The following is a 20,589-nucleotide window of genomic DNA, read 5'->3' on the forward strand; positions in this document are numbered from 1 at the left end:
CGAAGAACGAGCAGGTCCCGGCCGTCAGGGGGCCGGGACCTGCTCCACGCCCGCGCACCAGATGTGGCGCAGGGCGCGGGTGGCCCGGATGTCGGCCAGCGGGTCCCCGTCGACCAGGAGCAGGTCGGCGCGGAGCCCGGGGGCGACGGACCCACGGTCGTCGAGGCCGAAGTGCCGGGCGGGCAGGACGGTGGCGGAGCGCAGGGCCTCGGCCGGGGTGAGGCCGGCCGCGACGAGGAGTCCGAGTTCCCGGTGGATGCTCGCGCCGTGCTCGACCTGGAAGGGGGCCCCGGACCGGGTGCCGGCGTCGGTGCCGGCCAGGATCGGCACACCGGCGTCGCGCAGCGCGGCCACGCTCCGCACGGCGTTGCGGTAGGCGGGCGCGACACCCCTCGCCGCCGCCGTGCCCTCCGCCATGGTGAGGGTGGGAATGCAGGCCTGGCCCTGAGCCGCCATGCGCGCGGCTTCGGCTGCGTCCAGCGGCCGGTCCAGGGGGATGTGGGTGATGAAGTCGGCGCCCGCGTCGAGGGCCATGAGATACGCGCCCGTGGTCGCGGCGTGCACGACGGTCTTCCTGCCGTGCGTGCGGGCCGCGGCCACCAGCGTGTCCAGGGTCTCCCGGTCGGGACCGCCCTCACCGGGTGCCTCGGCCACGATCTTGATGTAGTCGGCCCCCGCCGACACCTGGGCCGCCACGAACTCACCGGCCTGGCGCGGTCCGCGCACCACGGCGTCCCCGGACATGCCGGGGACACGGGCGTGGGGGCCGCCGTCGCCGACGGCCGGCGTACCGGCGCTGCGGATGTCGGTCAGGTGCGGTACCCGGCGCAGGGGGGCCGGCAGTCGTGGTGGCCAGGTGGCCATGTCCAGGGCGGTCGTGACGCCGTGGGAGGCCAGGGCCGCCAGCGTGTCCGCTCCGTGCAGGTGCACGTGGGCGTCGATGAGGCCGGGCAGCAGGGTCGTTCCGGTGCCGTCCACCAGCCGGGCGCCCGAGGTGTCGGTGCGGGGTGAGACGACGCCGCCGTCGATGACGACGGTGCGCGGCTCGGTCAGCCCTCGTCCGTCGAAGACGCGGACGTGCAGCAGGGCCGTCCTGGCCGGACCGGGCACGACGGGTGCGGTTCGGGTCACCGGGGTTCTCCTGTACGCGTACGAGCGTGGATCGGGTGGCGTGCGGGTACTGAGCACGCCGCTCCGCCCGGTGTCACCGGGCGGAGCGGCGGGTTCGTCCGGCGACGGCCGGTGGTGCGGTGGCGGCTCATGGCCGCCCCGGCCGCGAGGCAGGGCAGCCTCGGACAGGTCGCGGCCGGGGCGGGATCCGGGGCGGTCCGAGGACGCGCCGGCCGGTTCCGCCGGCCCGGTGGCTGTCCGGGATCACGGGCCGGCGGAAGTTCGGCTCACCCCGGCAGGGCGTCCCGGGGAACGTGCACCGGTGCCGCGGTGGCGGCGGCGACCTGGTCCGGGGTGACGCCGGGGGCCGTCTCCACCAGGACGATTCCGCCGTCGACGACGTCGAGGACGGCGAGGTCGGTGATGATCCGGTGGACACAGGCGCGCCCGGTCAGCGGGAGGGTGCACTCTTCGACGATCTTCGGGCTGCCGTCCTTGGCGGTGTGTTCCATGAGGACGATGACGCGGCGGGCACCGTGGACGAGGTCCATCGCCCCGCCCATGCCCTTGATCATTTTTCCGGGGATCATCCAGTTGGCCAGGTCGCCGTTCGCGGAGACCTGCATGGCGCCGAGGACGGCGGTGTCGATGTGGCCGCCGCGGATCATGCCGAAGGACAGCGCGGAGTCGAAGAAGGCGGCACCGGGCAGGACGGTGACGGTCTCCTTGCCCGCGTTGATCAGGTCCGGGTCCACCGCGTCCTCGGCCGGGTAGGGGCCGGTGCCCAGGATGCCGTTCTCCGACTGGAGCACCACGTGCACGCCCTCCGGTACGTAGCCGGGTACGAGGGTGGGCAGTCCGATGCCCAGGTTGACGTAGTCGCCGTCGCCGAGCTCGGCTGCCGCCCGGGCGGCCATCTCGTTGCGGGTCCAGGCCATCAGGCGGTCACCGTCCCTCGTGCCGGAGGCGCGGACATCGTGCGCCGTTCGATCTGCTTGTCAGCCGCCTCGCGCGGGGTCAGGGCGACGACGCGCTGGACGAACACACCGGGCAGGTGGATCTCGTCCGGGCTCAACACGCCCGGCTCGACCAGTTCCTCGACCTCGGCGACGGTCACGCGGCCCGCCATGGCGGCCAGGGGGTTGAAGTTGCGGGCGGACTTGTCGAAGACGAGGTTGCCGTGCCGGTCCCCGCGCGCCGCCCGCACCAGTGCGAAGTCGCAGGTGATGGCCTCCTCCAGCACGTACTCGCCGTCGCCGAAGGTGCGGGTCTCCTTCGCCGGGGAGGCGATGGCGACGGAGCCGTCGGCGCGGTGGCGCCAGGGGATGCCGCCGTCGGCGAGCGGGGTGCCGACACCGGCGGGGGTGTAGAAGGCGGGGATGCCGCAGCCGCCTGCGCGCAGGCGTTCGGCGAGGGTGCCCTGGGGGACGAGTTCGACCTCCAGCTCGCCGGACAGGTACTGGCGGGCGAACTCCTTGTTCTCGCCGACGTAGGAGCCGGTGACGCGGGCGATGCGGCCGGCACCGAGCAGGACGCCCAGACCGTGGTCGTCGGTCCCGCAGTTGTTGGACACCACCCGCAGCGAGCTCGCGCCCTGCACGTACAGGGCCTGGATGAGGGTGCTGGGGATGCCGCACAGACCGAAGCCGCCGACGGCGAGGGAGGCGCCGTCGCCGATGTCGGCCACGGCTTCGGCCGCGGAGGGAGATGTCTTGTCCATGAACGTCCTTCGGAGATCTCGCGAGGGGCGGGCACTTCGCGGGGTGACGCCGCCCGGCGTCCGGGCCGTGCGGCAGCGGTGGCAGGGCCCGGACGCCGGGCGTGCTCCCGGCTCGTGACGGACCTGGCTCGACGGCGGACGGACCGTGCGGTGGTCCGTCCGCCGCGGTCGGGAGCCGCGTTCGTGCCCCTGGTGCGGAACGCGGGTGCCTACAGTTCGGCGACGGCCGTCAGCGGTCCGGGCACCGGGGTGCGGTCGGCGGTGGCGGCGGGCCGCTGCAGCTGCTCGCGCAGCTGGCCGACCAGTTCCCGCAGGCCCGGTCCGTCCATGGCGGCGCCGAACAGGTAGAAGTCGGGCCGGACCACGGCGGCGACGTGTCCGTGCTCGCGCAGGTGGGGCAGGTAGCCGCCGGGCGCGTCGAGGTAGCCGCCGGGCGGGGCGCTGTCGGTGTACAGCGGAACGAGGGCCGCGCCGATGCCGGCGAGGAAGTCGCGGTCGGTGGCGTCCAGGGCGTCGAGCGGAGCGGTGCCGTCGGTCAGGACCGTGAAGCCGCCGCCGGTGAGGTCGTCCAGCAGCGCGGTGCGGCCCTGGTGGGTGACCTCGTACTGCGGGGTGAGGTGGCCGACGTCCGGGGCACGCGTGCCGTCGGGAGCGCGCTGGAGGATGCCGTCGCCCAGGACGGGGGGCGGGGTGGGCGGCAGCGCGTGCCGCGGGTCGGCGCCGGTGGCGATCATGCGGGCGTCGCGGGAGGCGGCGGCCTCGGGGTCGAGGACGCAGATGACCTGACCGAGGGCCATGGACATGCCGATGGCGTGCTGGACGTGCTCGCTGCGTTCGGAGGTGTAGGTGTCCAGCAGCGCGGGGTCGGCCCGGCCGTCGAGGACGAGGTCCAGTTTCCAGGCCAGGTTGATGGCGTCGCGCAGTCCGGAGCACATGCCCTGTCCGGCGAACGGCGGCATCTGGTGGGCGGCGTCACCGGCGAGGATCAGCCTGCCCTCGCGCCAGCGGTCCACCCAGCGGGCCTGGAAGGTGTAGACCGTGTGCCGCTCGATGGTGGTGTTCTCCGGGGTGCGCCCCCACGGCTCCAGCAGCCGCCAGGCCGCCTCCGGCGTCCTGAGCTCCTCGACGTTCTCGTGCGGCAGCCGCATGAACTCCCAGCGGCGCCGGCCCGGCCCACCGGAGACGATCGTGGTCGGCCGCTCGGGATCACACAGCTGCCAGTTCTTCGGCGACCACTCCGCCTGGTCGTGGGGGAGCGTGTCGACGACCAGCCAGTCGTAGAAGAAGCCGAGGTCGGTGACGGAGGTGGCCATGGTGGAGCGGACGAAGCTGTTGGCCCCGTCGGCGCCGATGACGTAACGGGCGCGGACCTCGCCGCCGTCGGCACCGCCGATGGTCAGCCGGACGGATTCGCCGCCGGGTTGCAGGTCCACGACCTCGCAGCCGCGGCGGACGGTGACCGTGGCCTGGTTCTCGGCGGCCCCGGCGAGGACGGCCTCCAGCTGGGGCTGGCTGAAGAAGTTGGCGGTGGGCCAGCCGGAGGGACCGTTGCCGGACCAGTCGATGCGCACCAGCGGCTCGCCGGCCGCGTTGCGCCACTCGTAGTGGTCGGGCACGGGGTCGGTGACCGCGCGCACCTCCTCCCCCACTCCCGCGGCCTGGAAGATGCGGAAGACCTCGTGGTCGAAGTGCGCGGCGCGGGGCAGGGGGTAGGGATCGGGCCAGCGCTCCAGGGCGATGACGTCGTACCCCTGTCGGCCCAGCAGCAGGGCCAGCATCTGGCCGACCGGGCCGAAGCCCACGATGGCGACGTCGTGCATCGGAGTGGAGGTGTCTGTCATGGTGGCTCTACCTCGTCGGGCTGTGGGTGCCGGTCATCAGGGCGGCGAGATCGTCGGGGGCGAGGAAGGAGGGCGGGGGCGGCGGGCCCCAGTTGAACAGCCCCTTGGCGCCCTCCAGGACCTCCGGCGTCCACAGCTGGTCGTCGACGATGCAGTCCATGTCGGAGTAGTACTCGCTGAAGTTGCCGGCCGGGTCCTTGAGGTACCAGAAGAAGTTCGAGCCCGCGTGGTGCCGTCCGAGGCCCCAGACGTGCCGCTCGGGATGGTCCTGAAGCATCGCGGCCGCGCCGCGGCCGACCTCGTCGATGTCGTCGACCTGCCAGGAAGAGTGGTGCAGGAAGGTCACCGGCGCGGCCAGCACCAGGATGTTGTGGTGGTCGGTGGAGCAGCGCAGGAACGCCCCGTGTCCCTTGATGTAGTCGGAGGCCTTGAAGCCGAGGCCGTCACGGAAGAACGCGGTCGTGGTGTCGAAGTCGGTGGTGCCGACGACGGCGTGGCCGAGCTTGCGCGGACGGACGCGGTCGGTGCGCAGGACGCCGGCCGCGCGGGCGCCGGTGCGGTCGGGGCGGCCGGGACCGTTGTAGACGGTGGCCGCGACCGGGGCCTGGACCAGACGGGGGGTGACCTCCAGGACGGCGCGTACGGCGGTGGCCTTGTCGTACGCGGTGAGCGTCCCGGCGTCGACGACGGCCTCGGTGCCGAGCCGTTTCAGCCGGGAGGCGGCCGCCGCCAGGTCGTCGGGTGTGTCGACGCCGACGCGGACCTCCACCAGGCGGCGGGTCGGCGCGTGGACGATGCGCAGCTGACGTCCGCCGTCCCGGCTGGCGAACCAGCCGTCGGCTTCCGCGGTGAGGCCGAAGTCGGTGTAGTAGGCGGCGGTCTCGGCGACGTCGGGGACCCCCATGGTGATGGAGGTCAGACGGTGCAGTGCCATGGGGACTCCTTTGTCCGTCGGGCCGGGCGTCAGGCGACGAAGGTCTGGCGCAGCTCGCCGATGCCCTCGATGGTGCTGACGAGTTCGTCACCGGCCGCCAGCCAGCGCTGAGGGTCGCGGCCGAGGCCGACCCCGGCGGGGGTGCCGGTGAAGACGACGTCTCCGGGCAGCAGGGGCAGGACCTCGGACAGCTTGGAGATCAGGGCGGGCACGGAGAAGATCAGGTCGCGGGTGCGGCCCTTCTGCACCTCCTCGCCGTTGATGGCGCAGCGCAGTTCGAGGTCGTCGGGGTTCTCGAACTCGTCCGGCGTGACCAGCCACGGTCCGATGGGGGCGAAACCGGGGTAGGACTTGCCCAGGCTGAACTGCGGGGCGGGGCCGGCCAGTTGCACCACGCGCTCGGAGATGTCCTGCCCGACGGCCAGACCGGCGACGTGCCCCCAGGCGTCGGCCTCGGACACGCCTTCGGCGCGGCGGCCGATGACGGCGACCAGCTCGACCTCCCAGTCGGTGTGGCCGTCCGCCGGCAGCTTCACCTCGGTGACCGGGCCGCTGATACTGGTGACGAACTTGGTGAACACCGGCGGCAGCCCCTCGGGCGCCGCGAACCCGGACTCCGAGGCGTGATCACGGTAGTTGAGACCGATCGCAAGGGTCTGCCTCGGCGCCGGGGCCGGGGAACCCAGGTCGGTCGGCTCGAACCCCGACCCCACGGACAGGTCGGCGACGGCGGCCCAGGCACGGAACTCCTCCCACCGCTCGTAGACGGCCTGCGGGTCCGCGGCGAAGCGGCCACCGCTGGCCTTTTCGACGTCCACAGCACGACCGTCGACAATGAGGGCCAGGCGGCCGGAGAGGTTGGCTATGCGCATGATGTGTCTCCCGGACTGGGGAAGGAGGCGGAACGCCCGAAGCAGCGCCGGTGTGGGCGGTCGCTCGGCTGCCGAAGGACGCGCAGGTGGGGCCTGTCGGCGACAGCGGGACCTTGCTCCCCCATCGGCAATTCAGCATGATGATTACTCCGATGTTGCGCTCCGGTGAACCGTAGCGTCAAGGGATCTCGGCAAAATGAACATGATGAATATGACGGCTTGAGGAGACGATGTGAGTTCCACCCCCGACCACGCTGCACGGCGCGGCGCCCCGGACACGGCTCCGTCCGGCGGCCGCAGTGGCGCCGACCTGCGCCGCGGCGGGCCGGCGGCCGGGGGGCCGCCTTCGGCTCGGCGCGGCCAGGGACCGGACGCACCACCTCGGCAGACGCCGTCGGGGCGTGCCGAGCACGCCGCGGACAGGGTCGCGGAGCTGATCGAGAGCGTGCCGCCCGGCTCCCGGCTGGGCACCAAGGAGGAACTTCGGACCCTGTGCGAGGTGTCCGTGGGAACGTTCAACGAGGCGCTGCGGCTCCTTCAGGCACGGGGCCTGGTCACCGTCAAGCCCGGACCGGGCGGCGGACTGTTCAGTGCCGAACAGTCCCCGATGGTCCGCCTCGGCAACTCCGTCCTGGCCCTGGACGCGAAGGCGAACGACGTCGCCGACGCCGTGCGCATCCGCGACGCCCTCGACCCGCTGCTGATCGAGGACGCCCTCTGGCACGCCTCGCCGGCCGATGTCGCGGGACTGCGCCGTCACATCACCGCCATGGAACACGCCGTGGACGCGGCGGATCCGGTCGCCTTCGTGCACGCCAACTGGCGCCTGCACGCCGCCATCGCCGCGATCAGCCCGAACGCGCTGCTCAGCTCGCTGTACACCCATCTGCTCGAGCTGATCGAGAGCCACACGCTGTCCGTGCTGCCCACGAGCGACCAGCCCCTGAACGAGTACATCGCGCACCGGCACGTACTGCACCGCGACCTGGTCGACGCCCTGGACCGGCGCGACCGCGACGAGGCGCTGCGGCTGATCCACGAGCACAACACCAGTCTTCAGCCCACCGAGGACTCCGCCGCGCACCGTTGAGGCCGCCGGTACGGCCACCGACCGGCTGTCGCCCCCGGCCGGGCGGGCTCAGCCGCGCAGCCACCTCCGGGTCTCGGCGTAGAAGGCCGCCGTGCGCTCGGGCTGGTCGTCGCCGAGCAGGTCGGTGGCCACGGCGTACCCGCGCCGGGCCAGGTGCCAGGCGAGGAGCGCGTACGGCGCGCGGTGGCGGGCGAGGTCCTCGGGGGGAACGGTGATGTGTTCACCCGGGAGGGCGGGGTGGAGGGTGTCGCGCTCGTAGACGCAGTCCAGCGCGACGATGCCCCAGCGGCCGCCGCGTCGTTCGAGGCGGTGGACGATACGGGTGCAGGAGACGAGGTCGGCGGTGACGCCGTCGACGTCGGTCCGTACCTCGATGAGGGCGGGTGTCTCGACGAAGGCGCGGTCGTCCACGATGCGGACGGCGGGCGGGGACAGGCGGTGGACGCTCGCGTCCCCGCGCCCGGACATGGCCTCGGAGGCGTCCACGAACCCCGGCCCGTCCCCTCGGTACCAGCTGAGGGTCACGGTGGAGTCGGGCCAGTAGCAGGCCCGCATCTGGTCCCACCAGCCCCGGTCACGGCCCTGGCGTTCCAGCAGCACGGTCTGGGTGACGACGTCGATGTCCGTCATGGATGTTCCTCTTGTCACGTCACAGGTCCAGGATCAGTGAGCGCCGGGCTTGGCCGCGACGCGTTCCAGGACCGCGTCGAGGTCGGCGCGGGACCACCAGGCGCCGTCGCGCATCACGCCCGCGATCCGGTGCAGGGCGGTGTGGTCCCGCAGCGGGTCCTGGTCCAGGAGCACCAGGTCGGCGGGCAGGCCGGGGAGGACCCGGCCGAAAGCGCCCTCCTCGCCCAGGAACCTGGCCGGCTCCGTCGTCGCCATCCGCAGGATGGTCAGCGGGTCCAGTCCGGCCTCGGCGAGGTGGTCGAACTCGTCGTGGAGGGCGAAGCCGGGGATGATGCCGGCGGCCCCGCACGCGTCGGAACCCGCGACCATCGGGACCCCGGCGTCGGCGAAGGTCTTGGTCATCCGCAGCTGCGCGGCCCAGTGACCGCGCAGGGCTTCGCGGGTGACGTCGGGAAGCCGGGAGAACTTCCTCGCCGACCTGTCCCACGCACGCAACTCCTCGGGGGCCATGTAGCGGCGCCGGGGGTCCGCGGTGTGCTCCGGGGAGTCGCCGAACTGCTGCGTGTGGACCCGGATCAGGGTCGGGCACTGCCAGGTGGTGTGTTCGACGAACAGGGCGGCCAGTTCCTCCGCCTTGTGCTGGTCGTAGGAGCCGTCGGCGAGCTCGTAGGCGTGGGCCTCCGTCTCGGAGGTGCTCGTCGCGGGGTTCACCGCCATGCCTTTGACCAGCTTCATCGCCAGCTTGTCGGCACCGGGGAACTTCACCTTGGGGATCGGCGGGAGCTTCCGGGCGGCGTTGGCGGCGCGGACTTCGGCCTCGCGGGAGGACGCCGCGGCGAACACGGTGACACCCGGGCCGAGGTGTTCGATCGACCACACCCCGCCGCGCGCGGCCTCCCGGGGATCGAGGTCGGGCGGCAGGTGACCGCCCAGCGGGATGCCGAGCCGGTTCGCCTCCTCGAGGGCGGCCAGGAAGGTGGCCCGGGTGGTGGCGCCGGCCTTGATGAAGTCGGCGCCGTCCCGGTGCTGTTCCCGGACGGCCCGCACCGCTCCCTCGACCGTGCTCGCGTTCAGCGGGGTCAGCAGGTCGCCGGCGGTCGCCTTGAGCGCCGGCGCACCGGTCGGCCGGGGCAGCCTGCCCTCGCGCCGGGACTTCAGCAGTGCCCTGCTGCCCGACATCTGGCGGAAGCCGACGACACCGCCTGCGAGCATCAGCGCATAGGTGCCGTCGACGTCCTCCGGGGTGTTCAGGGCATGCAGGTGCATGTCCATGAACGCCGGGACGACGAACCGGCCCCGCCCCTCCACCACGTGCGCGTCGGCCGCCGGCGCACCGGTCGTCGTCACCGACGCGATCCGGCCGCCCTCGACGACCACGTCCCGGCCCGGGGTGCGGCTCCCGTCCAGCGGGTCGACGACGGTGACGTCCCTCACCACCACACGTCCCTTGACCGAGGACGGCTCGACGTACCTGCTCATATGTCACTCCTTGACGTCATCACCGGGGATCGCTGGCCCGCTTCGCGCTGCGCCCCGATCGCCCGTCTCTCCGGTCTTCTGGCAGCTAGCCGACGTTCGTGGTGAACAGACGGCGCGCGTTGCGGGTGGTGAGGTCCCGCCAGGTGCCGCCGGCGGACGGCTGTGCCGCCGCGTCGACGGACCGGACCTGGGCGAGGGCCGTGTCGGCGGGTGTCCAGCAGTAGTCACTGCCGTACAGGAGGCGCTCGGTGCCGAACGCCGCGTCGAGCGCCGGGATCTGGCGCGGGAAGGGCGTTCCGGCCATGTCGTACCAGAGGCGACCCAGCTGTTCCACGGCGCTCGGCGCGTCCCCGGGGCCGCCGCCCAGCAGGGTGCGGAACAGCTCCATGCGGTCGGCGAGCAGCGGCAGCGCTCCCCCGCCGTGGGTCAGGACCCAGCGGATGCGCGGACGGCGGAGGAGGACGCCGCGGAAGAGCAGGTCGCTCGCGGTGCGGGCGGTGTCGAAGAGGAACTCCAGCATCGGCCGCGGCCGGTTCAGGGAGAGGGCCTCGGCGTGGGGCGGCGAGGTGGGGTGGACGAAGACGACGGCGCCGCGGCGGTCGAGGTCCTCCCACAGCGGTTCGAACCGGGGGTCGCCGAGGTAGCGGCCGTGGTGGTTGCTCTCCACCGTCACTCCGTCCGCGCCGAGTTCGTCGAGCGCGTGGGCGGCCTCGGCGAGCGAGCCCTCGACGTCGGGCAGCGGCAGGGAGGCGAAGTGCCCGAACCGCCGCGGGTGCTCGGCGCGGACCCGGGCGCCGAACGCGTTGACCTCCCGCGCGAGGGCGCGGGCCGCGCCGTCGTCCCCGAAGTGCACACCCGGCGAGGACACCGACAGGTAGGACTTCTCGATCCCCGAGCGCTCCATCAGGTCGAGGTGCCGTTCGGCGGTCCACGTGGGCCAGCCGGGCATGCCGTCGGGGTGCTCGATGCCGGCGGACCGGGCCGCGGCGACATAGGCGTCGGTGACGAAGTGGGCGTGGACGTCGATGAGTCCGGTCGAGGTCATGCGGGGCTCCTGGGGTGCGGGTCCGTACGGGTGTCACCGTAGGAAGCGAGGCCGTACATTGGCATGAGTGATTCCGATGAATGAAACACCTGGTTCTGACGGTGGGGCTCGGCCGCGGCGCGGAGGGCGGCCCGCCGAGGGGCAGCCGGTCGTCGACCGGGCGTTCGCCCTGCTCGGCGCGTTCGACAGCGATCACCGCGCGCTGTCCCTCGCCGGCCTCGCGCAGCGCAGCGGCATCCCCCGCAGCAGCGCGCTGCGGCTCGCCCGGTCGCTCGTGCACGTGGGCGCGCTGGAACGCCTCGACGACGGCCGTTTCGTCGTGGGGCTGCGGTTGCTGGAGACGGCTTCCCTGGCGCCCCGTGGTCACGGGCTGCGGTCCGTGGCCATGCCGTTCATGGAGGACCTCTTCCACGTCACCCGTCAGCACGTGCTGCTCGCCGTGCGCGACCACGGGGAGGCCCTGCTCGTCGAGCGGCTCTCGGCGCTCGACGCCAGTCCCGTGCGCTACCGCGTGGGCGGCCGCCTCCCTCTGACGTCCACCGGTGTGGGACTGGTGCTGCTCGCCTTCGCACCGCCGGCCGTCCAGGACCAGGCCATCGCCGCCTACGAGCCCGGGCAGGGGGACGACGACATCCGCACCCCGGCCGACCTGCGCCGTGCGCTCGCGGAGGTACGGCGCGGTGACCACGCCCTCGGCCGCCAGAGCCACCCCTGGCGGCTGAGCACCGTGGCCGCGCCGGTGCGGGACGGCGACGAGGTGGTGGCGGCGCTGTCGGTCGTGGCGCCCAGCCCCGGTTTCCCGGACGCGGGCCACGGCCCGGCCGTGCGGGCGGCGGCCCGTGCGATCTCCCGCCGGCTCTCGCAGGACGGTTCTCGTGCGATCCCCTACGGGGATACGGACGCGCGTCCCTGAGGGCGCGGGCGGACGAGACCGCACCGCGGGCCGGGCCTTCCCGTGGTCGCCGTCGTGACGGACGGTCGGCGGGATCGCCGTGCGGACGGCACGTCAGATGTCCCACCAGTCGAAGGCACGCGTGGGTGCGTGCACGCCACAGGCCCGGTCCAGGCGGACCAGTTGGCCGCGGTGGAAGATCAAGGGCTGGTGACGTCCGCCGGCCGCGGCCAGACGCCGCACCCGGCCCACGACCGCCACGTGGTCACCGGCGGGAAAGCTGTCCTCGACGTCGCACTCGATCCAGGCCGCCGCCCCGCCGAGGCGCGGCGCCCCGTCGGCCGCCGGGTTCCAGTCGCCGGTGGCGAACCGGTCCGCCGTCCGGCCGGCGAAGGCGGCGCACACCTGCTGCTGGTCCTCGGCCAGCACGTTCACGCAGAAGTGACCGGAGCCGACGATCGCGGCGGCACTGGCCGAGTTCCGGCCGCAGTAGAACACCACCAGGGGCGGTTCGAGGGAGACGGAGGTGAAGCTGCCCACGGTGACACCCACCGGACCCTGCGGTGTCGCGGCGGTCACCACGCACACCGAGGTCGGCACATGGCCGAGCACCCGACGGAACACCGCGGGGTCGGCCGTGGTGACGGGCAGATCCGTCACGGCGGGGGCGGAAGGGGACACGGACACGGCGACCTCCAGGGAAGCGGGAGCCGGGGCATGCGCCGCCTGTGGTCGCACGCGGCGTCGGCGGCGCGGGTCTCCCCCAGTGAAGCCACGGTCACCGCCCCATGACATTGGGCCGGACGGCCAAGCCGGGCGGGCGGTCCTGGGCCCCGGGCGCAAACCGCGGCCGAACTGGTCCGACGGCCCAATCGGCGCGACGAACTCTGCGGTCCCGGACACAGGACAGGGGCGCGGACCCGGCGTGGAATCCCGGTGGTCGCACCTCGCCCCGTGGGGTGCGCCGCCTGAGCCGCACGACCCTGGAGGATCCCATGACCACGACCGCAGCCGTCCCGCAGACGACAACCGCGCCGGCCGCAGCACTGAAGGAGCGTGCGGCGGCGTTGGTGCCCCTGCTGCGGGAGAACGCCGCCCGCACCGAGGCGGACCGGGCGGTGGCGCAGGAGAACATCGCGGCGCTGACCGAGGCCGGTCTGTTCCGCCTGACCGTGCCGCGGCGCCTCGGCGGCCACGAGACGGACTTCCGGACCTTCCTGGAGATCACCTCCGAGCTGGCGCGCGGGTGCGGGTCGACGGCCTGGGTGACGACGCTGGTCAACGTGTGCAACTGGATGGTCGGTCTCTACCCCGAGCAGGTCCAGCGGGAGGTCTGGGGCGAGAACCCCGACGCGCGGGTGTGCGGGGTCCTGGCTCCCAGCGCCACCACGCGGGCGGTCGAGGGCGGATTCGTCGTCACCGGCCGGTGGGGCTTCGCCTCGGGCAGCCTGCACGCCCAGTGGGCCTCGCTCGGCATTCCCGTCGTGGACGCCTCCGGACAGCAGATCGACCAGGGCGCCGCTCTCGTCCCGATGCACGAGCTGACGATCGAGGACACCTGGTACGTGGCCGGCATGCGGGGGACGGGCAGCAACACCCTCGTCGCCGACGAGGTCTTCGTGCCCGCGCACCGCGTCCTGTCGGTGACCCAGGGGGTGCAGGGCACGTACCCGACCGAGCACAAGGACGAGGCGTTGTACCGGTCCGCGTTGGTTCCGGTGCTCGCGCTGGTGCTGGCGGGTCCCCAGGTGGGTCTGGCCCAGGCGGGCATGGACGTGGTCACGGCCTCCCTCGCCAAGGGCAGGGGCATCTCGTACACCTTCTACGAGAAGGCCGGCGAATCCCCCTCGACGCAGATCCAGCTGGCCGAGGCGGCCCAGCTGATCGACACCGCCAGGCTGCACCTGATGCGGGCCGCCGACGACATCGACAGCTGGGCGGCGCGGGGCGAGTACATGCCGTTCGAGACGCGGGCGCGGGTGCGGATGGACACCGGGTACGTGGCCCGCCGCTCCCGTGAGGCCCTCGATCTGCTGCTGAGCATCCAGGGCGCCGGCAGCTTCGCCGAGGCCAACCCGCTGCAGCGGATCTGGCGGGACCAGGAGACGAGCAGCCGGCACGCGGTGATCAACCCGGCCATCGCCGGCGAGCTGTACGGGCGGTCGCTCCTGGGCATCCAGGAGCAGGTCACCCCCCTGATCTGAGCGGTCCGTCAGGAACGGGGGCCGTCGTGCGAGCCGTTCTGCGCCGGCCGGAGCACCGCGGACCCCAGCGTGTGCGCGGCCTCCAGCGCCGTCATCACCTCGGGCAGCCTGGCCGCCGGATCGTGGCCGAGCAGTTCCTGGGCGCGCTTGACCCGGTAGGTGACGGTGTTGCGTGCCACGTGCAGCTGGGCCGCGGCGACCGTCAGGCTGCGCTCGTTGCGCAGGTACAGGCGCAGGGTCCGGCGCAGCTGGTCCGCGGGCCGGCTGTCCACCGCCAGCGCGCCCAGTTGGTCGCCCACGAAGCGGCGCAGGGCGGGCAGGTCGGTGGACACCAGGGCGGCCAGTTCGACGTCCGGGTGGTCGACGACGGGGCCCGCGTCGTGCGGGTTGATCCGCATGACCCGGGCGGTGTGCAGCGCGTCCTGGTGCGACTGGCGGAACCCGGGCAGCCCGGTGCGTACCGAGCCGCAGGCGAAGCGGACGCCCTCGGCGGGCCGGAACCCACCGGGTGCCGGGGCGGCCGGGGCCGCGGCCTGCGGGTCGCCCCACGCCCACACGGTGGTCCGGCCGGTGGGCAGGACCAGTGTCGAGGCGCAGCCGCGCAGGTGCAGCAGTTCGGTCGCCGCCCGCTGGAGGTCTCCGGTGGCGTCACCGGCCTGGTTGTCGCACCAGGCGACGACGGCCAGGTGGCGTCCTTCCAGCCGGTAGCCGAGGAGCTCGCTCGCGGCCTCCTGCCGCACCGGTTGTCCGTCGAGGATCGTGCGGACGGTCTCCTCGCGGGCGGCGGCGCCGCTGGTGAGCCACCGGTCGTGTTCGGCGAGGTACTCCGCGGTCATCCGGGAGGAGAACCCGTCGATGAAGCCGAACAGCAGCTCGGAGATGCGGCGGAACTGCTCCGCGCGTTCGGACGGCGGAACCAGCTCCTGACATGCGGTCATCAGGATCCGGGTCAAAGCCGCGTGGGCGACCCTGATGCCGCGCAGCACCTTGTCCAGGCCGAGGCGCCGCCGGGCGAACTCACGGTCCCCCATGAGGGACTCCTCGGGCATCGCCCGGTCGGACCCGGGGTCGGCGAGCAGGAGCAGCGTGTGCAGGGTCGCGGCCTCGGTGCCCATCCGCAGGGTCTCGAAGGGCCCCGGTCCGCCGCCCAGTTCCGGGACCTCGCGGATGATGACGCGGGCCAGTTCGTGACCGACGGCGACCGCCCAGGCGACAGGCCCCGGACCGAGTCGTTCGGCCGCCTCGGCGAGGCCCCGCGCCGAACTGGCCGGCGCGGGCGGCGCGTCCGGTCGGCCGGGAGCGGTTCCGCCGTCCGCGTGCCCGGGGGTGAGCCGGTGGATCCAGGGGGAGGAGCCGTGTCCTCGGTGAGCCGTCATGACGCCGTCCTTGCCGTCGTGAGAGCAGCGTGCGCTGCGTTGCCGCGCCGATCGGCTCCGGGCGGGTACCGCGTCGCACGGTGCCACCGTATGCCGTACCGCACGCCCGGGTCCGCCGCCGCTCGCGGCCGTCCGGGGCGCCGCGACCGGTGCCGGGCACGGGATGCCCCGGCCGGGCTACGCCACCGCGGCGGGGTCCTTCGCGATCACCGTGCGCAGGGCCTCGGAGGTGCGGTCGATGTGCCGGGCGAGCAGGTCGGCCGCGCCGTCGGCGTCCCTGCGCAGCACGGCGTCGACGATCTGCTGGTGTTCGCCCGCCACGTCGCGGTCGACGTCGTGGCCCACGGGCCGGGACCAGCGCCGGTACAGCGTGGCCGCGTCCCGCAGGCTGAGGGCCGCGGCCAGCAGCCGGGTGTTGCCGCACGCTTCCAGCAGGATCTGGTGGAAGCGCTCGTGCACGGTGAACCAGTCGCTGTCCACGGTGCCGTCCGGCCGTACGGCGTCGAGGCCGGCCAGGTGGTGGTGGGCCGCGACCACGGCCGCCTCCCACTTGATGTCACCGCGTTCGATCGCCCGGCGCAGCACCAGGGTCTCGAGTTCGATCCGGGCCTCGGTGAGGTCGTTCAGGTCGTCCAGGGACACGGTGACCACGCTGAAGCCCTGCTGCGGCGCGGCGCGGACGAGGCCCTGCTCGGACAGACGGGTGAGGGCCTCGCGCACCACCGACTGGCTGACCGAGAAGCGCTGTGCCAGCTCCACCAGGCGCAGCCGCTGTCCGGGCCGCAGGACGCCCTGAAAGATGTCCTCGCGGATCCGCGCGTGGACGATGCCGCCTCTAGTCGCCTTCTCACCAGCCATGACTGAGCACCGTAACAGAGAAACGACACTCTCAAAAAATATCGTTAATCTCTTGTGTTATCGAAATTGCAGGGCGAGACTTCGACGAAGACATCCCGCACGGCATGGAGGGCGTCATGCGCCTGGCAGACATCGACGGACGACTGGTCCTCAAGGGCCCGGAGGGCTACATCGACGCCGCGGAGGCCAGTGGCGGCCGCTTCGGCCCGGACGCGCAGTCGGCGCTGACCGCGTGGGAGGCGTTCTCCTCCTGGGCCGGGGAGTTCCTGGACTCGCCGGAGGCCGCGAAGGCGGCGGTCGTCGGCACGGACACCCGCACGGTGTGGGGACCTCCGGTCCCCCGGCCCGCCCAGATCTTCGCGGTCGGCCTGAACTACCGTGACCACATCGCCGAGTCGAAGCTGGACGTCCCGGCCGAACCGGCGGTGTTCACCAAGTTCCGCACCTCCCTGACCGGCCACGAGGCAGGGGTCACCCTGCCCGACGGCCTGGTCGACTGGGAGACCGAACTCGTCGTCGTCATCGGCCGGCAGTGCCGCCACGCGACGCGTGAGACGGCGTGGTCCCACGTGGCCGGGCTGACCGTGGGGCAGGACCTCTCCGAACGCCGTCTGCAACTGACCGGTCCCGCACCGCAGTTCTCCCTCGGCAAGTCCTACCCGGGCTTCGCCCCGATCGGCCCGGAACTCGTCACCGTCGACGAGTTCGCCGACCCGGACGACCTGGAACTGGGCTGCCGGCTCGAAGGTGGCGAGGTCCTGCAGAAGAGCCGCACCTCCGCGATGGTCTTCGACGTCCCCGAACTCGTCGTCCGCCTGTCGGCCGTGTGCCCCCTGCTGCCCGGCGACCTGATCTTCACCGGCACCCCGGCCGGTGTCGGCGGCGCCCGCACCCCGCAGAAGTTCCTCGCTCCCGGAGACGTCCTGGTCACCTGGATCGAGGGCGTCGGCACCCTGCGCAACCCGATGCTCGCCCCCTGACCCGCCCGTGAGGCCGTGTGCCGACCGTCCCTCCGAGGTCCGCACCGCCTCACCCGACCGAAAGAGCCGCGAACCATGTCACTGCACCGACTGACCCGGATCGTCATGGGTGTGCCCGACGTCGATCAGACGGCCGCCTACTACGCCGACTTCGGCCTCACCCCCACGAACGACTCCTCCGGCACCGCCGCCGAGGCGCCCCACGCCATCCGCGCGTTCTCGACCGTCGACGGCGGCGAGCAGCTGCGCATCGTGCACTCCCCGCGCCGCCGCCTGATCGAACTCGGCGTGGGCGCCGACGACCCCGACGACCTCGACCGGGTCGCCGCCTCCCTCACCCGGCTGGACGTGCCCGTCCACCGCACGTCCGACAGCGTGACGGCCGTCGATCCGGGCACCGAGGTCCTGGTCCGCGTGGAGCTCTCCCCACGCGTGTCGCAGGCCCCCGCTCCGGCGGGCCCGTACAACGCGCCCGGCGCCACCGCCCGCCTGCACGAGCGTGCCCCCGGCGTCCTGCGCGCGGACCCGGTCCGGCCGCGCAAGCTCGGCCACGTGGTGCTGGGCTCGACCGACCAGGGAACGTCCCAGCGCTTCTTCCAGGAGGGCATCGGCTTCAAGGTCAGCGACACCGTCAGGGGCCTGGCCGCCTTCATGCGCTGTTCCACCGACCACCACAACGTGCTCGTGCAGCAGGCGCCCGTCGCCTTCCTGCACCACACCTCGTGGCAGGTCGACGACGTCGACGAGATCGGCCGCGGCGCCACCGCCATGCTGGAGGCGGATCCCGGCCGGCACACCTGGGGCCTGGGCCGCCACCACATCGGCTCGAACTTCTTCTGGTACCTCAAGGACCCGGCCGGCACCTTCTCCGAGTACTACTCCGACATCGACTGCATCGTCGACGACGCCCTGTGGAAGCCCGGCGTCTTCGAGGGTGCCGAGGCCCTCTACTCCTGGGGCCCGCCCCCGCCCCCCTCCTTCCTCGCCCCCGAGGACCTGGCGGCCCTGATGACCGGCGCCCACGCACCGGCGCAGTGAGGACGACCACCATGCACCAGCACACCGGCGATCCGGGCCGCGGCGACGTCCTCGTCGTCGTGGCCGGCCCGGCCGGCCCGGCCACGGTCCCGTTTCCGGCCCTGGACGGACGGCGGGCCACCCCCCGTGACACCGCTGCCGCGGCGCCCGCGCCCACCCCGGGGCGTGCGGGGTGAGTACGACGCAGCGGCCCCAGGCCGCCGAGCCGATCTGGCTGCCCGACCCGTCCGAGGCGGCGCGCTCGCGCATCGCCCGGTTCACCGACTTCGTCGCCCGCCGCACCGGCATCGCCCACGCCGACTACCGGTCCCTGTGGACGTGGTCGGTCCAGGACCTGCCGGGCTTCTGGTCGGCCGTCGGGGAGTTCTTCGACCTCCGGACCAGCGGTACCTGGGAGTGCGTCCTCGACGACGCCCCGATGCCGACCACACGCTGGTTCCCCGGCGCCCGGCTGAACTACGCCGAACACGCCCTGCGCACCGGGGACTCCGGGGAGACCGCGGTGATCTCGGTCGGCGAGGACGGCACCACGACGCACACCACCTGGGCCGAACTCCGCGGCCGGGTCGGGGCGCTGGCCGCGTGGCTGCGTCGCCGGGGCGTACGGGCCGGTGACCGCGTGGTCGGTTATCTGCCGAACACCTCGCACACCGTGGTGGCCTTCCTGGCCGCGGCCTCCCTCGGCGCCGTCTGGTCCGCCTGCGGCCAGGACTACGGCGCGGACGGCGCCGCGAACCGTTTCGCGCAGCTCGAACCGGTCGTCCTCTTCACCGCCGACGGCTACCGGTGGAACGGCCGGCGGCACGACCGCCGTGCGGAGAGCGCCGCGCTGCGGGCCGCGCTGCCGTCCGTCCGGGTCACCGTGCGGGTCCCGAACCTGGGTCTGCCCGCCTCCGCCGAGGACGACGCGGTGTGCTGGGAGGACGCACTCGCCGAAGCCGCGGAGTGCGTGTTCGAGCACGTGCCCTTCGACGCACCGCTGTGGGTGCTGTTCTCCTCCGGCACCACCGGCACCCCCAAGGGCATCGTGCACGGCCACGGCGGAGTCCTGCTCGACCACCACAAACTCCTCGGTCTGCACCTCGACCTGGGCCCCGGGGACCGCTTCCTGTGGTACACCACCACCAACTGGATGATGTGGAACATGGTCGTCTCCGGCCTGCTGGTCGGCGCGACGATCGTGCTCTACGACGGGAGTCCCACCCATCCCGGGCCGCAACGCCTGTGGGACCTGGCCGCCGAACACCGCACCTCGGTCCTCGGCGTCAGCCCCGGCTACCTCCAGGCGTCCGCCAAGGCCGGCCTCGAACCCGGACGCGACCTCGACCTCGGCGCGCTGCGCGTGCTCGGTTCCACCGGTGCGCCGCTGCCGGCCCCGTCCTACCACTGGGTCCGCGACCACGTCGGCCCCCGTGTCCAGGTCGGTTCCACCAGCGGCGGCACCGACATCGTCAGCGGCTTCGCCGGCAGCGCCCCCAACACCCCCGTGTGGCCGGGGGAGATCTCCGCCCCGCTCCTGGGTGTCGCCCTCCAGGCGTTCGACGCCGACGGCCGACCCGTCACCGGCGAGGTCGGGGAGCTGGTGGTCACCCGGCCCATGCCCTCGATGCCGCTGTACTTCTGGAACGACCCCGACGGCAGCCGGTACCACCAGGCGTACTTCGCCGCCTACCCGGGCGTGTGGCGGCACGGCGACTGGATGACCCGGACCGCGCACGGCAGCGTCATCGTCTCCGGCCGTTCCGACTCCACCCTCAACCGCCACGGAGTACGGCTCGGCAGCGCCGACGTCTACGCCGTCGTGGACGAACTGCCCGGTGTCCGCGAGAGTCTGGTCATCGGTGCCGAACTCCCCGACGGACGGTACTGGATGCCCCTGTTCGTCGTCCTGGAACCCGGTCACGAGCTCACCGACGACCTGCGCGGCGCCCTGGCGTCCGCGATCCGCACCCACGCGTCGCCACGGCACGTCCCCGACACGGTCATCCAGGTGCCCGCCCTGCCGCACACCCGTACCGGCAAGAAGCTGGAGGTCCCCGTCAAACGGCTCCTCCAGGGCGCCCGGGTCGACCAGGTCGCCGGCCGGGAGGCCGTCGACGACATCGCGGCGCTGGAGTACTTCACCCGGTTCGCGCCCTCCCCCGCCGGTACCGGTTCGCCGGCCCCCGGCACCACCGAGCACGCTCCCTGACCGCCGGGCCCGCGGTGCGGCAGGCGGGCGAGCCCCGCAGAACCGCACACTCTGCCGGCCGGGCACCCGAGGGTGTGCCCGGCCGCTCGCCCCTCCCTTCCGGCCCGCCCGGGCCCGGCCGGTGTGCGGCGCTCCGTCCCTCCGCGCGGCAGCGCCGCACACCACCACCCCCGCACGCCTCGCGACATCTCGCGCCGCGCGGCCCATCCGACGAACGACCGAGGAAACATGCCAGACTTCGACCTGTACCGCCCGTCCGAGGAGCACGACATGCTCCGTGACGCCGTCCGTTCGCTGGCCGAGGCGAAGATCGCGCCGTACGCCGCCGC

19 protein-coding genes are annotated in these 20,589 nt (G+C 73.2%); 7 read left to right on the forward strand and 12 right to left on the reverse strand.

Annotation, left to right across the window (positions count from 1 at the left end; translation table 11 throughout):
- Positions 1-24: 24 nt before the first annotated feature.
- From ACH4F6_RS21315 to ACH4F6_RS21340, 6 genes are all read right to left on the reverse strand, one after another.
- A complete protein-coding gene (locus ACH4F6_RS21315; protein WP_397961819.1) occupies positions 25-1,131 on the reverse strand; it encodes an amidohydrolase family protein in 1,107 nt (368 codons plus the stop codon).
- A gap of 266 nt (positions 1,132-1,397) precedes the next feature.
- Positions 1,398-2,048 carry a CoA transferase subunit B gene (locus ACH4F6_RS21320; RefSeq protein WP_397961820.1) on the reverse strand — a complete coding sequence of 217 codons (651 nt, stop codon included), beginning with the start codon at positions 2,046-2,048 and terminating at the stop codon, positions 1,398-1,400.
- Positions 2,048-2,830, reverse strand: coding sequence for a CoA transferase subunit A (locus ACH4F6_RS21325; protein WP_397961821.1), 783 nt, complete (start codon positions 2,828-2,830; stop codon positions 2,048-2,050). Before ACH4F6_RS21325 ends, ACH4F6_RS21320 begins: the two co-directional genes overlap by 1 nt.
- A gap of 209 nt (positions 2,831-3,039) precedes the next feature.
- A complete protein-coding gene (locus ACH4F6_RS21330; RefSeq protein ID WP_397961822.1) occupies positions 3,040-4,671 on the reverse strand; it encodes a bifunctional 3-(3-hydroxy-phenyl)propionate/3-hydroxycinnamic acid hydroxylase in 1,632 nt (543 codons plus the stop codon).
- 7 nt (positions 4,672-4,678) lie between these two features.
- Positions 4,679-5,605 carry a VOC family protein gene (locus ACH4F6_RS21335; RefSeq protein WP_397961823.1) on the reverse strand — a complete coding sequence of 309 codons (927 nt, stop codon included), beginning with the start codon at positions 5,603-5,605 and terminating at the stop codon, positions 4,679-4,681.
- A gap of 29 nt (positions 5,606-5,634) precedes the next feature.
- The gene (locus ACH4F6_RS21340; RefSeq protein ID WP_397961824.1) at positions 5,635-6,477 is read right to left on the reverse strand and encodes a fumarylacetoacetate hydrolase family protein; all 843 of its coding nucleotides are present in this window, start codon (positions 6,475-6,477) and stop codon (positions 5,635-5,637) included.
- Positions 6,478-6,709: 232 nt separating this feature from the next.
- Between ACH4F6_RS21340 and ACH4F6_RS21345 the strand changes: the two genes are divergently transcribed.
- On the forward strand, positions 6,710-7,567 hold the full coding sequence (locus tag ACH4F6_RS21345; protein WP_397961825.1) for a FadR/GntR family transcriptional regulator: 858 nt from the start codon (positions 6,710-6,712) through the stop codon (positions 7,565-7,567).
- 48 nt (positions 7,568-7,615) lie between these two features.
- Here the strand turns inward: ACH4F6_RS21345 and ACH4F6_RS21350 are convergent, their stop codons facing one another.
- From ACH4F6_RS21350 to ACH4F6_RS21360, 3 genes are all read right to left on the reverse strand, one after another.
- A complete protein-coding gene (locus ACH4F6_RS21350; protein ID WP_397961826.1) occupies positions 7,616-8,197 on the reverse strand; it encodes a nuclear transport factor 2 family protein in 582 nt (193 codons plus the stop codon).
- Positions 8,198-8,230: 33 nt separating this feature from the next.
- Complete coding sequence (locus ACH4F6_RS21355; RefSeq protein ID WP_397961827.1) at positions 8,231-9,676, reverse strand: amidohydrolase family protein; 1,446 nt, start codon at positions 9,674-9,676, stop codon at positions 8,231-8,233.
- 85 nt (positions 9,677-9,761) lie between these two features.
- On the reverse strand, positions 9,762-10,721 hold the full coding sequence (locus ACH4F6_RS21360; protein WP_397961829.1) for an amidohydrolase family protein: 960 nt from the start codon (positions 10,719-10,721) through the stop codon (positions 9,762-9,764).
- A gap of 76 nt (positions 10,722-10,797) precedes the next feature.
- Here ACH4F6_RS21360 and ACH4F6_RS21365 point away from each other — a divergent pair, with 76 nt between their 5' ends.
- Positions 10,798-11,634: an IclR family transcriptional regulator gene (locus ACH4F6_RS21365; protein ID WP_397961830.1), complete on the forward strand. Its 837-nt coding sequence runs from the start codon at positions 10,798-10,800 to the stop codon at positions 11,632-11,634.
- 93 nt (positions 11,635-11,727) lie between these two features.
- On the opposite strand, the gene ACH4F6_RS21370 is transcribed toward ACH4F6_RS21365, so the two are convergent.
- Positions 11,728-12,300 (reverse strand): flavin reductase family protein, encoded by a 573-nt coding sequence (locus ACH4F6_RS21370; RefSeq protein ID WP_397961831.1) that lies wholly within the window; start codon positions 12,298-12,300, stop codon positions 11,728-11,730.
- Positions 12,301-12,608: 308 nt separating this feature from the next.
- Here ACH4F6_RS21370 and ACH4F6_RS21375 point away from each other — a divergent pair, with 308 nt between their 5' ends.
- On the forward strand, positions 12,609-13,817 hold the full coding sequence (locus ACH4F6_RS21375; RefSeq protein WP_397961832.1) for an acyl-CoA dehydrogenase family protein: 1,209 nt from the start codon (positions 12,609-12,611) through the stop codon (positions 13,815-13,817).
- 8 nt (positions 13,818-13,825) lie between these two features.
- Here the strand turns inward: ACH4F6_RS21375 and ACH4F6_RS21380 are convergent, their stop codons facing one another.
- Positions 13,826-15,193, reverse strand: a complete 1,368-nt coding sequence (locus ACH4F6_RS21380) for a PucR family transcriptional regulator (protein ID WP_397961833.1) — start codon at positions 15,191-15,193, stop codon at positions 13,826-13,828.
- Between the two features lie 177 nt (positions 15,194-15,370).
- The gene (locus ACH4F6_RS21385) at positions 15,371-16,051 is read right to left on the reverse strand and encodes a GntR family transcriptional regulator (RefSeq protein ID WP_397961834.1); all 681 of its coding nucleotides are present in this window, start codon (positions 16,049-16,051) and stop codon (positions 15,371-15,373) included.
- 116 nt (positions 16,052-16,167) lie between these two features.
- Here ACH4F6_RS21385 and ACH4F6_RS21390 point away from each other — a divergent pair, with 116 nt between their 5' ends.
- The 4 genes from ACH4F6_RS21390 to ACH4F6_RS21405 all read left to right on the forward strand — a co-directional run bounded on the left by ACH4F6_RS21390 (position 16,168) and on the right by ACH4F6_RS21405 (position 20,260).
- Positions 16,168-17,031, forward strand: a complete 864-nt coding sequence (locus ACH4F6_RS21390) for a fumarylacetoacetate hydrolase family protein (protein WP_397961835.1) — start codon at positions 16,168-16,170, stop codon at positions 17,029-17,031.
- A 75-nt stretch (positions 17,032-17,106) separates the two neighbouring features.
- The gene (locus ACH4F6_RS21395) at positions 17,107-18,069 is read left to right on the forward strand and encodes a VOC family protein (RefSeq protein ID WP_397961836.1); all 963 of its coding nucleotides are present in this window, start codon (positions 17,107-17,109) and stop codon (positions 18,067-18,069) included.
- Between the two features lie 11 nt (positions 18,070-18,080).
- Complete coding sequence (locus ACH4F6_RS21400) at positions 18,081-18,245, forward strand: hypothetical protein (protein WP_397961837.1); 165 nt, start codon at positions 18,081-18,083, stop codon at positions 18,243-18,245.
- The gene (locus tag ACH4F6_RS21405; RefSeq protein ID WP_397961838.1) at positions 18,242-20,260 is read left to right on the forward strand and encodes an acetoacetate--CoA ligase; all 2,019 of its coding nucleotides are present in this window, start codon (positions 18,242-18,244) and stop codon (positions 20,258-20,260) included. Before ACH4F6_RS21400 ends, ACH4F6_RS21405 begins: the two co-directional genes overlap by 4 nt.
- Positions 20,261-20,589: the final 329 nt, after the last annotated feature.

Source organism: Streptomyces sp. NPDC017936 (genome assembly GCF_044328485.1).
In the GTDB taxonomy this organism is placed as follows: domain Bacteria; phylum Actinomycetota; class Actinomycetes; order Streptomycetales; family Streptomycetaceae; genus Streptomyces.

What these genes read in the sequence shown, in the direction of transcription:
- ACH4F6_RS21320 (WP_397961820.1), bottom strand. Translation starts at nt 2,048, where the DNA reads ATGGCCTGGACCCGCAACGAGATGGCCGCCCGGGCGGCAGCCGAGCTC.
- ACH4F6_RS21325 (WP_397961821.1), bottom strand. Translation starts at nt 2,830, where the DNA reads ATGGACAAGACATCTCCCTCCGCGGCCGAAGCCGTGGCCGACATCGGC.
- ACH4F6_RS21330 (WP_397961822.1), bottom strand. Translation starts at nt 4,671, where the DNA reads ATGACAGACACCTCCACTCCGATGCACGACGTCGCCATCGTGGGCTTC.
- ACH4F6_RS21335 (WP_397961823.1), bottom strand. Translation starts at nt 5,605, where the DNA reads ATGGCACTGCACCGTCTGACCTCCATCACCATGGGGGTCCCCGACGTC.
- ACH4F6_RS21340 (WP_397961824.1), bottom strand. Translation starts at nt 6,477, where the DNA reads ATGCGCATAGCCAACCTCTCCGGCCGCCTGGCCCTCATTGTCGACGGT.
- ACH4F6_RS21350 (WP_397961826.1), bottom strand. Translation starts at nt 8,197, where the DNA reads ATGACGGACATCGACGTCGTCACCCAGACCGTGCTGCTGGAACGCCAG.
- ACH4F6_RS21355 (WP_397961827.1), bottom strand. Translation starts at nt 9,676, where the DNA reads ATGAGCAGGTACGTCGAGCCGTCCTCGGTCAAGGGACGTGTGGTGGTG.
- ACH4F6_RS21360 (WP_397961829.1), bottom strand. Translation starts at nt 10,721, where the DNA reads ATGACCTCGACCGGACTCATCGACGTCCACGCCCACTTCGTCACCGAC.
- ACH4F6_RS21365 (WP_397961830.1), top strand. Translation starts at nt 10,798, where the DNA reads ATGAATGAAACACCTGGTTCTGACGGTGGGGCTCGGCCGCGGCGCGGA.
- ACH4F6_RS21375 (WP_397961832.1), top strand. Translation starts at nt 12,609, where the DNA reads ATGACCACGACCGCAGCCGTCCCGCAGACGACAACCGCGCCGGCCGCA.
- ACH4F6_RS21380 (WP_397961833.1), bottom strand. Translation starts at nt 15,193, where the DNA reads ATGACGGCTCACCGAGGACACGGCTCCTCCCCCTGGATCCACCGGCTC.
- ACH4F6_RS21385 (WP_397961834.1), bottom strand. Translation starts at nt 16,051, where the DNA reads ATGGCTGGTGAGAAGGCGACTAGAGGCGGCATCGTCCACGCGCGGATC.
- ACH4F6_RS21390 (WP_397961835.1), top strand. Translation starts at nt 16,168, where the DNA reads ATGCGCCTGGCAGACATCGACGGACGACTGGTCCTCAAGGGCCCGGAG.
- ACH4F6_RS21395 (WP_397961836.1), top strand. Translation starts at nt 17,107, where the DNA reads ATGTCACTGCACCGACTGACCCGGATCGTCATGGGTGTGCCCGACGTC.
- ACH4F6_RS21400 (WP_397961837.1), top strand. Translation starts at nt 18,081, where the DNA reads ATGCACCAGCACACCGGCGATCCGGGCCGCGGCGACGTCCTCGTCGTC.